The organism is Azospirillum sp. A23 (genome assembly GCF_042938965.1).
In the GTDB taxonomy this organism is placed as follows: domain Bacteria; phylum Pseudomonadota; class Alphaproteobacteria; order Azospirillales; family Azospirillaceae; genus Azospirillum; species Azospirillum melinis.
This window is the reverse complement of the sequence record NZ_CP170666.1, coordinates 1158144-1172340: the sequence shown is the minus strand read 5'-3', so window position 1 is coordinate 1172340 and position 14197 is coordinate 1158144. Positions and strand designations below refer to the sequence as shown.

13 protein-coding genes are annotated in these 14197 nt (G+C 69.4%); 11 read left to right on the top strand and 2 right to left on the bottom strand.

Annotation, left to right across the window (positions count from 1 at the left end; genetic code table 11):
• Positions 1-5: 5 nt before the first annotated feature.
• Genes ABNQ40_RS14215 through ABNQ40_RS14200 form a run of 4 tightly spaced genes read left to right on the top strand, consistent with a single transcriptional unit; the run spans position 6 to position 3854 of the window.
• Entirely contained in the window at positions 6-287 is a 282-nt protein-coding gene (locus ABNQ40_RS14215; RefSeq protein ID WP_247879416.1) for a DoxX family membrane protein, read from the top strand.
• Complete coding sequence (locus ABNQ40_RS14210) at positions 284-2047, top strand: methyl-accepting chemotaxis protein (RefSeq protein WP_247879417.1); 1764 nt, start codon at positions 284-286, stop codon at positions 2045-2047. Before ABNQ40_RS14215 ends, ABNQ40_RS14210 begins: the two co-directional genes overlap by 4 nt.
• A 27-nt stretch (positions 2048-2074) precedes the next feature.
• Positions 2075-2884 (top strand): hypothetical protein, encoded by an 810-nt coding sequence (locus ABNQ40_RS14205; RefSeq protein WP_247879418.1) that lies wholly within the window; start codon positions 2075-2077, stop codon positions 2882-2884.
• The gene (locus ABNQ40_RS14200; protein WP_391347434.1) at positions 2769-3854 is read left to right on the top strand and encodes an EAL domain-containing protein; all 1086 of its coding nucleotides are present in this window, start codon (positions 2769-2771) and stop codon (positions 3852-3854) included. Before ABNQ40_RS14205 ends, ABNQ40_RS14200 begins: the two co-directional genes overlap by 116 nt.
• A gap of 284 nt (positions 3855-4138) precedes the next feature.
• On the opposite strand, the gene ABNQ40_RS14195 is transcribed toward ABNQ40_RS14200, so the two are convergent.
• The gene (locus ABNQ40_RS14195; RefSeq protein ID WP_247879419.1) at positions 4139-4789 is read right to left on the bottom strand and encodes an exonuclease domain-containing protein; all 651 of its coding nucleotides are present in this window, start codon (positions 4787-4789) and stop codon (positions 4139-4141) included.
• Positions 4790-4962: 173 nt separating this feature from the next.
• Here ABNQ40_RS14195 and ABNQ40_RS14190 point away from each other — a divergent pair, with 173 nt between their 5' ends.
• Complete coding sequence (locus ABNQ40_RS14190) at positions 4963-5388, top strand: DUF427 domain-containing protein (RefSeq protein WP_199235174.1); 426 nt, start codon at positions 4963-4965, stop codon at positions 5386-5388.
• 137 nt (positions 5389-5525) lie between these two features.
• Here ABNQ40_RS14190 and ABNQ40_RS14185 read toward each other — a convergent pair whose 3' ends face one another.
• Positions 5526-6179 carry a GntR family transcriptional regulator gene (locus tag ABNQ40_RS14185; RefSeq protein ID WP_199235175.1) on the bottom strand — a complete coding sequence of 218 codons (654 nt, stop codon included), beginning with the start codon at positions 6177-6179 and terminating at the stop codon, positions 5526-5528.
• A 278-nt stretch (positions 6180-6457) separates the two neighbouring features.
• Between ABNQ40_RS14185 and ABNQ40_RS14180 the strand changes: the two genes are divergently transcribed.
• The 6 genes from ABNQ40_RS14180 (at position 6458) to ABNQ40_RS14155 (ending at position 14161) form a co-directional block, all read left to right on the top strand.
• On the top strand, positions 6458-7360 hold the full coding sequence (locus ABNQ40_RS14180) for a S9 family peptidase (RefSeq protein WP_247879420.1): 903 nt from the start codon (positions 6458-6460) through the stop codon (positions 7358-7360).
• A gap of 29 nt (positions 7361-7389) precedes the next feature.
• Positions 7390-9036, top strand: coding sequence for a gamma-glutamyltransferase (gene ggt / locus ABNQ40_RS14175; protein ID WP_109046932.1), 1647 nt, complete (start codon positions 7390-7392; stop codon positions 9034-9036).
• A 69-nt stretch (positions 9037-9105) separates the two neighbouring features.
• A complete protein-coding gene (locus ABNQ40_RS14170) occupies positions 9106-10656 on the top strand; it encodes an ABC transporter substrate-binding protein (protein ID WP_109046841.1) in 1551 nt (516 codons plus the stop codon).
• 67 nt (positions 10657-10723) lie between these two features.
• Complete coding sequence (locus ABNQ40_RS14165) at positions 10724-11668, top strand: ABC transporter permease (RefSeq protein ID WP_199235177.1); 945 nt, start codon at positions 10724-10726, stop codon at positions 11666-11668.
• Positions 11665-12483 (top strand): ABC transporter permease, encoded by an 819-nt coding sequence (locus tag ABNQ40_RS14160; protein ID WP_109046843.1) that lies wholly within the window; start codon positions 11665-11667, stop codon positions 12481-12483. The genes ABNQ40_RS14165 and ABNQ40_RS14160 overlap by 4 nt, the downstream gene beginning before the upstream one ends.
• A 1-nt stretch (position 12484) precedes the next feature.
• Entirely contained in the window at positions 12485-14161 is a 1677-nt protein-coding gene (locus ABNQ40_RS14155) for an ABC transporter ATP-binding protein (RefSeq protein ID WP_109046844.1), read from the top strand.
• Positions 14162-14197: the final 36 nt, after the last annotated feature.

The window sequence follows — 14197 nt, the reverse complement described above, 5'->3', positions numbered from 1 at the left end:
CGATCATGCCGCCGGATATCGCCGCCCTGCTGGCCGCCGCCACCGAGCTGACCATGCCGGTCCTGCTGGTGCTGGGTCTGGCGACGCGGCTGGCGGCGCTGCCGCTGCTGGCGATGGCGCTGACGATCCAGTTCGTGCTGGGTACGGCAAACCCGGCCTTCAGCAACCCGCAGCACTGTTTCTGGATGCTGCTGCTCGCCGGCCTGATCGTTCGCGGCGGCGGACGGCTGTCGGTCGACCGCTGGCTCCTTCACCTCAGCCGCCGCCGGATGGGAGACCGTCAATGACCGCCGTCGAGAACAGCCACCAGAGCAGCCACCAGAACAGCCACCAGAACAGCCACCAGAACAGGTTTCCGCTCTCCGCCCACCGGCGGATCGCCCGGCTCGGCTGGCTGCTGTCGTCCGGGCTGGTCGCCGTGCTGGCGCTGGTGCTGGCGGTCAGCCTCGTCACCGTGCAGGGCATCCGGCAGGTCGACGAGCGCTGGAACGCCTACGACCTGGGCGCCGCGGCCAAGGCCGACGCCCTGTCCGACCTGCGCGGCGCGCTGGGCTTCGGCGGGGTGATCCACCGTTTCGGCGACTATCTGCTGAGCGGCGATCCCGCCCGCGCCGCCGACGTCCGGCAGAGCCTGAAATCCGCTGCCGCCAATCTGGAGGTCTACCGCTATGCCGGCGAGCTGAGCGTGGCGGAGGAAAAGGCCCTCGACAGCATCGCCGCGGCGATGGCGCAAATGGACAGCAAACTGACGGAGGCGGAGGCCGCGGTGGCGGCGCACACCCCGCTCGACCGGCTGGCCCGCACCGCGGCACTCGACACTGCGCCGGCGGTGGCGGCGATGCGGACGCTGAACGGCGAGCTGACGCGGGCGCGCGCCGCTCTCGGCGAGGCCAACCGCCAGGGCATCGCCGGCCTGACCGGCACGGTCCTGATCGGCGGCAGTGTGGCGCTGGTGCTGCTGGTCGCCATCGCCAGCCTGTTCCTGTGGTTCACCCATCATCGCATCGTCCGTCCGCTGGCCCGGCTTGCCGCCTCTATGCAGCGTCTGGCCGGCGGCGATCTGGACAGCGCCGTGCCGCTGGTCGGCCGCCGCGACGAGATCGGCGCCATGGCCGGCACCGTCGAGGTGTTCCGCGACGGGCTGGTCCGGCTGCGCGCCGCCGGGGACCGTGAACGCGCCGAAGCCGAAGAGGCCCGCCGGCGCCAGGAGGCGCTGGAACGCAATCTCCGTTCCTTCGAGGCGGAGATCGGCTCGCTGGCCGCCGCGCTGGCCGGGCGGGCCGGCACGCTTCACCGCACCGGGCAGGATCTGGCCTCCTCCTCCAGCCGGACCATCGGCAGCACGCAGGAGGTCTCTGCCGCCGCCGCCCGCACCGCCGGAACGGTCCAGGCGGTCGCCGCCGCCACCGAGGAGCTGTCGGCCTCCATCGCCGGGATCGGCCAGCGGGTGCAGGGCTCGGTCGCCATGACCACGGCGGCGGTCGAACAGGCCGACCGGTCCTCCGCCACCGTCGCCAGCCTCGCCGAGGCGGTGCAGCGCATCGGCGAGGTGGTCGGGCTGATCAACGCCATCGCCAGCCAGACCAACCTTCTGGCGCTGAACGCCACCATCGAGGCGGCACGGGCGGGGGAGGCCGGCAAGGGCTTCGCCGTGGTGGCGCAGGAGGTGAAGAACCTCGCCAACCAGACCGCCCGGGCGACCGAGGACATCACCCAGCAGATCGCGACGATCCGCAGCGCCACCGACGGCGCGGTCGACGCCATCCAGGGCATCGGCGGCAGCCTGGGGCAGGTCTGCCGCATGGCGCAGGAGATTGCCGACGCCGTCACCCAGCAGGACGAGGCGACGCGCGAGATCGCCCGCAACATCCAGGAGACCGCCGGTGCGGCCGGCGCGGTCAGCGCCGCGATTTCCGAGGTTGCGCAGGCAGCCGAACAGGCCGGAATGGTTGCGGAAAGCATGTTCTCCTCCGCACAATCGCTGGGCAGCGAGACCAAGCGGCTGGAAGGGGCGGCGCACAGCTTCTCCCAGGCGTTGCGCGCGTGATTTCCAGAGGGTGGAGGGAAGACCGGGGTGACCGACATCGTCAGTGAAGAGTCCGGAGCCCTGCCCGGTGCCATGCATGACAGGGCAGGCCCCGGAAGCGGCTCCGGAACGGGCCGCCGGACCCTGACCATCGCCCGCTCGGCGCTGCTGCTGGCGGCGGCCCTGGTCGTCTGTCTGGCCGTGATGCTGGCGGTCGGGCTGCAACTGATGCAGGGCATGGACAGGGTGGCCGACGGCTGGCGCGATTACGACCTGCAGGCCGCCACCAGGTCGGACGCGCTGTCGGAGGTCCGCGGGCATCTCGGCCTGGGCGGCGTCATCGACCATTTCCGCGAGGGCGCGCAGGCCGGCACGGCAGGCCATGCGGCAGGCGACCATGCGGCGCTGGACCGCGCTCTGGCGCTGTCGCGGGCCAATCTTGCGATCTACCGCGACATCGTCACCCCCGGCGAGGACGAGGCGCGGGCCATCGCCGCCATCGCCGCCTTTCTCAACGCCATCCAGGTGCAGATGGAGGATCCGGCGGCGGCCATCCCGGCGGAGGCGTTCGACGCCTGCCGCCGCGACGCGGTCAAAGGGCTGGCGGCGCTGAACAGCCATTTGAGTGCGCAGCGTGCGCGGCTGACCGGCCGCCACCCTGACCGACATCGAGGCCCTGCAACGGCTGATGGCGGTCGGCGGCGTCATCGCCGTGCTGGTCCTGGCGTTGGCCGGGACCGCCGTGTGGTTCACCCGCAGCCGCATCGTCGGCCCGCTCGGCCGTCTGGTGGAGGACGCCCGCCGTCTGGCCCGCCGCGATCTCGACCGCCCGTTCCAGGGCTGGGGCCGGCGGCGTGAAGCGAGCTTCCGGCGGGATGAGCTGGGTCTGCTCGGCCGCAGCCTGGAGGACAGCCGGACCGCCCTGCGGGATCTGTTCGCCGCCATCGAGGAGAAGACACGCCGGTTGGGCGAGAGCGAGCGCCGCTATGCCATGGCCGCCGCCGCGACCAACGACGGGCTGTGGGACTGGGACCTGGAGAGCGGAGACTTCTACCTGTCGGCCCGCCTGCGCCAGATGCTCCATCTGCCGGCCGACGACGGCGATCCCGGCCTCGCCGCCCTGCTGGCCCACGTCCATCCCGACGACCGGCTCACCGGGTTCGAGGCGCTGGTGCGCTGGCGCCACCCCGACCTCGGTCCGGTCAGCCCGGCCCAGTTCATCCCGATCGCCGAGGAGACCGGCCAGATCCTGCCTCTCGGCCGCCATGTGCTGGAACGGGCGGTGGAGCAGCTCGGTCGCTGGCGCCGGATGGCCGGGGGTGCCGCCCTGACCGTCAACGTCAACCTGTCGGCCCGCCAGATGTGGGACGAACGCTATGTCGACGACATGCTGGCGTTTCTGGCCGGCGGCCGTGCCGACGGATTGAAGGTCAAGGTGACGGAGAGCATGACCGTCGCCGACCATGATCAGGCCCGCGCCATCCTGGAACGCTTTCATGCGTTGGGCGTGGCGCTGTGCATGGATGATTTCGGCACCGGCTATTCCTCGCTGTCGCACCTCGGCAGCCTGCCCTTCGATATCATGAAGATCGACAAGAGCTTCGTCAGCGCGCTCGGCAGCGATCCCAGGCAGGAATCGCTGCTGCGCGGCATCGTCGAGCTGGCCCACCGCATCGGGCTGGAGGTCGTCGCCGAAGGGGTCGAGACCGAAGAGGAGCGGGCGGTCCTGACCCGGATCGGCTGCGACTATGCTCAAGGCTGCCTGTTCGCCCGCCCGCTGTCCGTGGCCGACGCCGAAGCGCTGCTGCTTGCCGCCGGCCGACCTTGATTGGTCCATCCGAACCGCAACGGAGGCATTGTCACGCGAACTGAACCGGCCTGCGAAGAACCTGGCATCCGCCGACTGCGTCACGGCGCTGCGGTCGCGGCCAGCCAATTGGTGGCGGGCATACGAGAGCGGCGGCATCCGAGCAAGACAATGCCGCGACAGGCGCGCCGCCACCGATCACGTGACAGCGCCCCGTTCAGCGCAAGCCGGCCCGATACGCGACCTTGACGCCTTCCGCCCGTCAGGGGCGCGCGGCACGATATCCGGATGCCCGGCGCTGTGCCTCACTCGTACACGGCGTCGCGCGGGCCGGTATCTCCCAATGCCATTTTGACGAAGGCGTCAGCCGTCAGGTCTGCGTCGAGCAGCGCGCCATGGTGGGCGAAGCGATCACTCCGGTCGAGCCACAGCCGATCACACAGCGCATCGAGCGAGCCGGAAGCACCGGGGAAGGCCGCGTGCGACATCTCCTTGGTACAGATGAACCGGTCCGCCGGGAACGTGTCGGCACCCCATGCGGCGCGTCCGCAGCGCGCGAACTCGTAGTTCAGGAAGTCCATCTCGTTCTCATAGGCATGGGCCACCAGAAGATCCTCGCCCAGAAAGGCGAGAAGCGCGTCGGCCACCTCGGGGAAGCGGGGCGCCGCCTTCAGGTCGGCGGGCTTGATGCCGTGCACCTTGATGGCGTCGGGATGGAGAGGGGCGTCGGGGTTGACCCGCGCCTCCCAACTGCGCGCTTTCCTCCAGCCATCGCCCTCGCGGACGAGTTCGAGACACCCGATTTCGATGATGATGCCGGGCTGACGCAGGCCCTTGGGCGCCTTACGGATGTCCTGGAGGCTCGGCAGGCGCCGTCCGGTCGTCTCGATGTCGATCGCGACCAGCCGGTCACGTCCTTCCCATGGCTGCATGCTCATTGAGATCCATTCTTTCATCGGTGGAGCCGCCTGTGGCACGGATGTGAAACAGGGACAACGCTCCGTCATGCCGCCCAGAGTAGCATGGCGAAAGCACCGGCCGCCGATGTGCGACACCACGGTCACAAGCGGCCGGCTCCTGCCGCTGACGCTCTTGATCCTGACGGGTCGCGATCAAGAGTCGCTGGTATATGGCACGATGGCTGCGCCATGACCGGCGCGACCACTGGCGAGCAAGGAGTATCGCTGTGAAGATTCCCGGCCCCGAGCATCCCATCACGATCATCCCCAACCCGAATCGGATCCGTGTCGTCTTCGCCGGCCGGGTGGTCGCCGACACGGCACGCGCCCTGACGCTGACGGAGGCGAAGTTGCCCGTGGTCCACTATATTCCCCGCGCGGATGCCGACATGACGGCCTTCGAGCGCACGGCGCACACGACGCATTGCCCTTACAAGGGCGATGCCACTTACTACAGCCTGCGCGTGGGTGATCGCGTCGCGGTCAACGCTGTCTGGACCTACGAGACTCCCTATCCCGCCGTGGCCGCCATCCGCGAACATTTGGCGTTTTATCCGGAGCGCGTCGATAGCATCGAAGAGCACGCGGCCACATAGCGGCAGCCGGCGGAAGAATCGCTTTCCGCAAAGTCGGTCCGGTCAGTGCCAGCTTCTGTCCAGACCGTGTTGGCCGCCGTTCCGCACCGGCCCGTATGCCCCGGCTACAAACATGTTCTCAAACGCGATTGTCCCGATCACGCGCCGCCGTCTCCCTGCGTCGGCTGGCGCTCCTCCGTCTGCAGGATATGGTCGGCGGTCAGCCGGCGCAGCGCGCCGGCGTCGCCGGCCGCGATGGCTTCGACCATGTGGAAATGTTCGCGGCTCGACTGCTCGATGCGGGCGCGGGTCTTCCATTGCGTGACCGGAGCCGAGGGGCCGCGCCCCCGCAATTCCCAGACGATGTTGATCAGTTCGCGGTTGGAGCCGAGCGCCAGGAGCTTGGCGTGGAAGGCGATGTTGGCCTCGTAGAGGTCGAGCAGCGTCCCTTCCAGGATGAGGTCGGCGAAGCGCTGCGCGAGCGCACGAAGCGCCGCGATGTCGGCGGCGGTCGCATTGGCGACCACGCTGCCCGCCGCCGCCGTCTCCAGGATCAGCCGGACCTCGCGCACCTCCTCGGCCTGGCGGTCGTCGGGAGTGTGGACATGGTAGCCCCGGTTCGGCACATGCCGCACCAGCCGCTTGAGCGCGAGCTGGTCGAGCGCGCGCCTCACCTCCATCCGTTTGGCCTCGTAGCGGTTTTCCAGGTCGATCTGCTTCAGCCACATTCCCGGCGCGAAGACGCCGGCCTGGATGTCGCGCGCCATGCGGTCGACGAGGCTGCCGGTGGCGGGATCCGCTTTGACGCTCATGGGACGCAGGTGACCTCGCATTCTGTCTGAACCATCGCTCCGGCGGCGCCGAAGACGGCACCGGAGCCGGCGCGCCGTATCGTAAGGCGGCCCCGCGCAGGCGGCAACGGATGTCCGGGAATTTCCCCTCCATCGGAATCCACTCGCCACCTCGTTCCATCCGGACCGGCGGAACGCTGTGCCCACCGATCATCGGAAAAACGGAATTGCCCCCTTGCCAACGCGCCGGCAATGTGTAACCAATTTTGGCGCCAATTTCTACACCAATTGGAACCGCGATGACTCTCCTCGACGCGCCTCCGGGCGGTCCCGCCGGTGCCCAGGCAGGTGCCGGTGCCGATGCCGGCGTCCCGCAGGACCGCGGCCGGCAAATCTACGACCTCGGCCACACCACGGTGTTCGCCAGCCGGCACGATCCGCGCTTTTCCTACTGCCTCTACGTTCCGCCGCCGGTCGAGGGCGTCGCCCCGGACCTTGCGGTGGTGATGCACGGGACCGGCCGCGCCTTCATGGCCTACCGCGACGCCTTCGCCGACTTCGGCCGCTGGAACAACTGCGCCATCCTCTGCCCGCTGTTCCCGGTGGGGGTGCGCGGCGACGGCAACCGCGATGGCTTCAAGTACATGCAGGAAGCCGACATCCGGTACGACGATGTGCTGTTGTCGATCGTCGACGAGGTCGGGGAGCGCTACGGCTTCAACGTCTCCCGCTTCGCCCTGTTCGGCTATTCCGGCGGCGGGCATTTCGCCAACCGCTTCTTCCTTCTGCGGCCGCAGCGGCTGTGGGCCGTCTCCATCGGCGCGCCGGGGTCGGTGACGCTGCTCGACCCGACTCGCGACTGGTGGGTCGGCGTGCGCGACATGAAGGCGCGCTTCGGCATCGAGGCCGATCCTACGGCCATGGCGTCGGTTCCGGTCCAGATGGTGGTCGGCGCCGCCGATCTGGAGACCTGGGAAATCACCCACCGCGAGGGCGGCCGTCATTGGATGCCCGGCGCCAACGACGCGGGCCGCACCCGGCCGGAGCGGCTCGACAGCCTGCGCCGCTCCTTCGAGGCCGCCGGCATGCAGGTCCGCTTCGATCTGGTCCCCAACGTCCCGCATGACGGCAACAAGGTGGTCGGCCATGTCCAGGACTTCTTCGCCGACATGTTGAAGCGCCGCCGCGCGGCCAGGGGCTGAGAGGAGGGCCGATCATGGTGGCAGAGCGGATCGGGGACGCGATGATCGTCGCCCCGCAGCCCGAGGCGGCGGAAGCCGGGGCGGAGGTGCTGGAGCGCGGCGGCAACGCCGTCGACGCGGCCATCGCCTGCGCCTTCGTCCAGGGAGTCGTCGATCCCCAGATGTCGGGCATCGGCGGCTTCGGCTCGATGCAGGTCTACATGCCGGGACGCGGCGTCCACGACATCCTGGAATTCTACGCCCGCGCCCCGCTCGCCGCCCGGCCCGACATGTGGACCGACCTGCTGCTCGGCCAGACGCGCGACGGCTTCGGCTTCCTGCTCGAAGGCGGCATCAGCGAGATCGGCCATCTCGCCGTCTGCACGCCGGGCAGCCTGAAGGGCTATGCCGAGGCGCTCGGCCGCTACGGGACCTTCGACTGGGCCGACGTGATGGCCCCGGCCATCGCCCAGGCCAGGCGCGGCTTCATGGTCCGGCCCCATGTCCACTGGTACTGGTCGCTCGACCAGAGCGGCAGCGGCGAGGTCGACACCATCGACAAGCTGCGCCACAGCCGCACCGGCCGGGACATCTATTTCCGGCCCGACGGGACGGTGAAGCGCCCCGGCGATCTCGTCCTCAGCCCCGACCTGACGCGGACGCTGGAGCGGATCGCGGCGGGCGGACCCGACCTGTTCTACCGCGGCGAGATTGCGGAGGAGATCGCCGCCGACATGGCGGCGCATGGCGGGCTGATCGGTCTCGACGATCTCGCCGCCTACGAGGTCTCGACCGCGGCGCCGGTCTGGGGCGAGTATCGCGGGCACCGCATCTCGACCAGCCCGCCGCCGGCCAGCGGCTTCCCGATGCTCCAGCTTCTCCACATCCTGGAGAATTTCGACATCGGCGCGCTGGAGCATGGTTCGGCCGAACATGTCCGCCTGCTCGCCGAGGCGATGAAGCGGATGACGGTGGACAAGGACAGGCACATGGGCGACCCGGCCTATGTGGAGGTCCCGGTGGACCGGCTGATCGCCAAGGATTATTGCGGGGCGCTGGCCGAGGACATCCGCGCCGGCAACCGGGCGGAGGTCTCGCGGCTCGACAAATCCAGCCGCGACACCACCCACATCTCGGTGGTGGATGCCCAGGGCAATGCCGTCGCCCTGACGCACACGCTGGGCAGCCCGTCGGGCGCCATCACCGACGGTCTCGGCTTCATGTACAACGGGACCATGGCCCGCTTCGACCCGCGGCCGGGGCGCGCCGGCTCCATCGCGCCGGGCAAGCGGCGCGCCAGCTCCGCGGCGCCGACCATCGTCTTCAAGGGCGACCGGCCTTTCGTGGTGATGGGGGCGCCGGGCGGCAGCTACATCGCCCCGGCTATGGCGCAGGGCATCATGAACGTGATCGACTTCGGCATGCCGATGCTGGAGGCGGTCAGCGCCCCGCGCGTCATGGCGGTCTCCAACACCATCGACGTGTCGAACCGCATCCGCCGCTCGGTCACCGATGCGCTGACGGAGCAGGGTTATGCGGTGAAGCGGTCATGGCAGAGCTATGCCTTCGCCGCCCTGCACGGCATCCGCATCGACGGCGGGGTCTGCAGCGGTGGCGCCGATCCGCAGCGGGACGGCATGGCGATCCGCGTGCGTCCGCCGCCCGGGGCTGCCGGGCCGGCGGCAGGTGGTTCCTAGCCTTTACGCGCCGGCCGGCAAACAGGCCGGCGTTCAACGACAATGACGCATGAACAGAGGGGTAGGTCGATGACGAGGTTCCTGGCAGCCCTGTTGGGCACGGCGCTGGCGGCTGGAGCGGCGACCGCCTCCGCCCAGAGCATCACCGTCGCGCTGAACGCCGACATCCGCAGCACCAATCCGGGCGTGAACCGGGACGACAACACCGACGCCGTCGTCCTGCACATGGTCGAGGGGCTGGTGGGCTACCGCGCAAACGGCTCGGTGGCACCGCTGCTTGCGGAATCGGTCGACCGGTCGGACGACGGCAAGACCTACAGCTTCCGCCTGCGCCAGGGCGTGACCTTCCACAACGGCGCTCCGCTGACTTCGGCGGACGTGCTGTGGAGCTGGAACCGCTATATGGATCCGAAGACGGACTGGCGCTGCCGCTCCGACTTCGACGGGCGGAACGGCCTGAAGGTCGAGAAGGTCGAGGCGCCGGACGACCGCACCGTCACCATGACGCTCGATCACGCCAGCGCGCTGTTCCTCGACGCCCTGGCCCGCACCGACTGCGGCGGCACCGCCATCCTCCACAAGGACTCGCTGAAGCCCGACGGCAGCTGGGACAAGCCGGTCGGCACCGGCCCCTTCCGCTTCGGCGAATGGCGTCGCGGCGAGTATGTGACGGTCGCTCGCTTCGACGGCTATCAGTCGCCGCCGGGCGACAAGCCCGACGGCATGGTCGGGGCCAAGCGCACGGCGCTCGCCTCGGTGAAGTTCCTGGTGGTTCCCGACGCCTCCACCGCCAAGGCGGCGCTGGCCTCCGGCGCGGTGGACGTGGCCCAGGTGCTGGAAACCGACGTGCCGGAGCTGAACAAGACCAAGACGGTCGAGGCCGGCTTCTACCCGTCCACCACCAAGCACACCTTCCTGTTCCAGACGCGTGACCCGCTGCTTGGCAACGTCAAGCTGCGTCAGGCGATCGCCGCCTCGCTCGACATCCCGCAGCTGGTGGCCGCCGTGACGAATGGCGAGGGCAAGCCGAACAATTCCGGCGTTCCCGTCACCTCCGCCTACTACGACGCCGTCCAGGCCAAGGGCTACACCTACGACCCGGCCAAGGCGAAGGCGCTGCTCAAGGAGGCCGGCTACAAGGGCGAGCCCATCAGGATCATCGCCAACAAGCGCGTCCATGTCCCCAGCTTCAACGCAGCGGTGATCGCCCAGGCGATGATGCAGGCGGTCGGCATCAACGCCCAGATCGAAGTGCTCGAATGGGTGACGCAGCTCGACCGCTACAACACCGGCAATTACCAGATGATGTCCTTCTCCTATTCCGGGCGCCTCGACCCGGCACTGAGCTATGAGCAGTTCTCGGGCCCCAAGGACAGCCAGCCGCGCAAGATCTGGGACGATCCCGCGGTGCAGGACCTGATCACGAAGGTGTCCACCATCTCCGACGAGGCGCAGCGCCAGGCGATCTTCGATGAGCTGCACAAGCGGCAGATGGAGGCGACTCCGCTGATCATCTTCTCCAACGGCCAGGAAGCCTGGGCCCACACCAAGCGTGTCCAAGGAGCCGACCCGTGGGAAGGCAAGGCGCGCGTCTGGGGCGCCAGGGTGGTCGGGAACTGATCGTCCGCGCATGGGTGAGGTCGCGGGAGTCCCGGTAGCAGGGTCCCGCCGCGCAGAGGAGACGGGTGTGCTGCATTTCGTGTTCAAAAGGATCGCCATGGCGGTGCCGACGCTGCTGATCATGGCGGTGACGGTCTTCGTGCTGATCCGCCTCATACCGGGCGATCCCGCCGCACTGATGCTCGGCGATCTCGCGACCCCGGCCAGCCTCGCCGACCTGCATGAGCGGCTGGGCCTCGACCGGAGCCTGCCGGTCCAGTTCGGCATCTGGTTCGGCAACGTGCTGCACGGTGACCTCGGCACATCCATCACCTCCAACCAGCCGGTCCTGCCGCTGGTGCTTGACCGCTTCTGGATCAGCGCGCGTGTCGTTCTCATCGCCGTGCTGTTGGCCAGCCTGTTCGCGGTGCCGGCCGGCATGATCGCCGCGTGGCGCCAGAACACCGCCACCGACCTGTTCCTGGTCGGAACGGCGACGTTGCTCTATTCGATCCCGACCTTCTGGCTCGGCCTGCTGCTGCTGCTCTTCCTCGGCCTGCAGCTCAACTGGCTTCCCGTCGTCGGCTACGTGTCCTTCTCCGAGGATCCGGGAGCGGCCCTGCTCTACATCGTCATGCCGGTGATGACCCTGTTCCTGCACGAGATGGGGGTGCTGATCCGCATGTCCCGCGCCAGCACGCTGGAGGTGCTGCGTCTCGACTACATCACCCATGCCCGCGCCAAGGGGCTGTCCGAATCCGCCGTGCTGTGGCGGCATGCCTTCAAGAACGCCTTCGGGCCGACCTGGACGCTGATCGGGCTGGTGCTCGGCAACCTGCTGGGCGGCATCGCGGTGGTCGAGACGGTCTTCACCATTCCGGGGCTCGGCCGTCTGCTCGTCGACGCGATCTTCGCGCGCGATTATCCGGTCATCCAGGGCTGCCTGCTGTTCGTCGCCTTCGTCTACGTGGCCGTGAACCTCGTGGTCGATCTGCTCTATCCGCTCTTCGATCCCAGGGTGACCGCGGAATGAAACGGCTTTCCCTCAACGTCGTCCTCGGCGGCGCGATCATCGGCACGGTCGTCGTCGGGGCGGTGCTGGGCGCGGTCTGGACTCCCTACGACCCGCTCAAGATCGATTTCGTCGGCCGGCTGGCTCCGCCGGGGGCCGCCCACTGGCTGGGCACAGACGAGTTCGGCCGCGACGTGCTGAGCCGCCTGATGGCGGCGGCGGCGACCAGCATGCTGATCAGCCTGTCCACGGTCGCGGCGGCCGGCCTGCTCGGCACCGCGGTCGGCCTGGTCTCCGGCTATGTGCGCGGCTGGACCGACCGCATCCTGATGGCGTTCAACGACGCCCTTCTGGCCTTTCCGGCGATCCTGCTGGCGCTCGGCCTGCTGACGGTGGCCGGCGCCAACAGCTCCGGGATCATCGTCGCCCTCGGCCTCGCCTACACCCCCTCGGTCGCCCGCATCGTGCGCGGGACGGTGCTGTCGCTGCGCGAGCGCGAGTTCGTCGAGGCCTCGCGTGTGATGGGGAACTCGGAACTCTACACCGTCCTGCGCCACATCCTGCCGAACTGCGTCGGGCCGATGATCGTGCTGGCCACGTCGATGTTCGGCTGGGTGCTGCTGGCCGAAAGCGCGCTCAGCTTCCTTGGGCTGGGCGTGCCGCCGCCGGCGCCGACCTGGGGCAACATGCTGGCGGCAAGCCGGCCCTTCATCGCCCAGGCGGTCTGGCTCGCCATCTTCCCCGGCTTCTGCATCTCCCTGACCCTGCTTGGCATCAACCTGCTGGGCGACGCGCTGCGCGACAGGCTCGATCCGCGCATGAGAGGGGCCTCCTGACATGACCGACATCATTTCTTCCGGCGCCCTTCTCGACGTGGAGACTCTGAGCCTCAGCGTCGCAGCCACCGGTACGGAGGTCGTCCGCGGCGTCAGCTTCGCGGTGGCGCCGGGCGAGATCGTCGGCATCGTCGGCGAATCCGGCAGCGGCAAGACGCTGGCCGCGCGCTCGATCATGGCGCTCCAGCCGCCGGCGATCCGCCGCACCGCCGGCACCATCCGCTTCGAGGGCCGCGACCTCGCCGGCCTGTCGCCGAAGGACCTGCGCGACCTGCGTGGCGGCCGCATCGGCATGGTCTTCCAGGAGCCGATGACCTCCCTCAACCCGTCGATGACCATCGGCCGGCAGCTGGAGGAGGGGCTGGCCGTGCACCAGCGCACGCTGTCCGCCGACGGGCGGCGCGCCCTGGTGCTCGACATGCTGCGGCGGGTCGGCATCGCCGATCCCAACGGGTCGCTCGCCTCCTACCCGCACCAGTTCTCGGGCGGCATGCGCCAGCGGATCATGCTGGCCTCGGTCATGCTCCTCCAGCCGGCGCTGCTGATCGCCGACGAGCCGACGACGGCGCTCGATGCCGTGGTTCAGCGCGACGTTCTCGAACTGATGGTCGGGCTGACGCGGGCGCACGGGACCGCGGTGCTGATGATCAGCCACGACCTGTCGATGGTCGCGCGCTACACCGACCGCATCATCGTCATGCGCAAGGGCGAGATCGTCGAGCAGGGGCGCAGCGACGAGCTGCTGCGCGCGCCGCAGCACCCCTACACCCGAGCCCTTCTGTCGGCGATGCCGCGCCGCCTGCCGGCGCGGCCCATTCCGCCCGCCGCAACGCCGATCATCGAGGTCCGGGACCTCGTCGTCGAGTATGGCGGCCGCCGCGGCCTGTTCCGCAAGGAGGCGGGCAAGCGCGCGCTGCACGGCCTGTCGCTGTCGATCATGCCGCGGGAGGTGGTTGCGCTGGTCGGCGGCTCGGGCTCGGGCAAGACGACGCTGGGCCGCGCCATCGCCGGGCTGCTGCCCTCCAGCGGCGGGACCATCCGCTATGCCGGCCGGCCGATCGGGGCGGGCGGTCCGGGATGGGCCGATTACCGCCGCAACTGCCAGATGGTCTTCCAGGACCCCTATTCCTCGCTCGACCCGCGGATGACCATCGGCGCGCTGGTCGGCGAGGCCCTGCGCACCGTGCCAGCCATGGGCCGGGGCGAGAAGGCCGACCGGGTGGCCGAGGTGCTGTCGGAAGTCGGCCTCGCCGGACCTTTTGCCGACCGCTACCCGCACGAGCTGTCGGGCGGCCAGCGCCAGCGCGTCGCCATCGCCCGCGCGGTGGTCCGCCGTCCGGCTTTTGTCATCGCCGACGAGCCGGTCTCCGCCCTCGACGTGACGGTGCGCGCCCAGGTGCTGGAGCTGTTCGCCGACCTCCAGGCGCGGCACGGCTTTTCCTGCCTGTTCATCAGCCACGACCTCGGTGTGGTCGAACAGATCGCCGACCGGGTCGTTGTCATGCAGGACGGTCGCATCGTCGAACAGGGAGACCGCGACACCGTCTTCGACCGTCCGTCCCATGCCTACACGCGGCGGCTGCTCTCCGCCATTCCGGCGCTGGCGCCGACGGGCGAGGGGGGCGTGCGGCTCAAATGGCGGTTCGACGACGTGGCTCCGGAGCCCGTCCCGTCCTGACGGACGGGCCGGAAACGGACCGCGGCACCGTCACCG

What these genes read in the sequence shown, in the direction of transcription:
- ABNQ40_RS14215 (WP_247879416.1), top strand. Translation starts at nt 6, where the DNA reads ATGCCGCCGGATATCGCCGCCCTGCTGGCCGCCGCCACCGAGCTGACC.
- ABNQ40_RS14210 (WP_247879417.1), top strand. Translation starts at nt 284, where the DNA reads ATGACCGCCGTCGAGAACAGCCACCAGAGCAGCCACCAGAACAGCCAC.
- ABNQ40_RS14195 (WP_247879419.1), bottom strand. Translation starts at nt 4,789, where the DNA reads ATGAAAGAATGGATCTCAATGAGCATGCAGCCATGGGAAGGACGTGAC.
- ABNQ40_RS14190 (WP_199235174.1), top strand. Translation starts at nt 4,963, where the DNA reads ATGGCACGATGGCTGCGCCATGACCGGCGCGACCACTGGCGAGCAAGG.
- ABNQ40_RS14185 (WP_199235175.1), bottom strand. Translation starts at nt 6,179, where the DNA reads ATGAGCGTCAAAGCGGATCCCGCCACCGGCAGCCTCGTCGACCGCATG.
- ABNQ40_RS14180 (WP_247879420.1), top strand. Translation starts at nt 6,458, where the DNA reads ATGACTCTCCTCGACGCGCCTCCGGGCGGTCCCGCCGGTGCCCAGGCA.
- ABNQ40_RS14170 (WP_109046841.1), top strand. Translation starts at nt 9,106, where the DNA reads ATGACGAGGTTCCTGGCAGCCCTGTTGGGCACGGCGCTGGCGGCTGGA.
- ABNQ40_RS14160 (WP_109046843.1), top strand. Translation starts at nt 11,665, where the DNA reads ATGAAACGGCTTTCCCTCAACGTCGTCCTCGGCGGCGCGATCATCGGC.
- ABNQ40_RS14155 (WP_109046844.1), top strand. Translation starts at nt 12,485, where the DNA reads ATGACCGACATCATTTCTTCCGGCGCCCTTCTCGACGTGGAGACTCTG.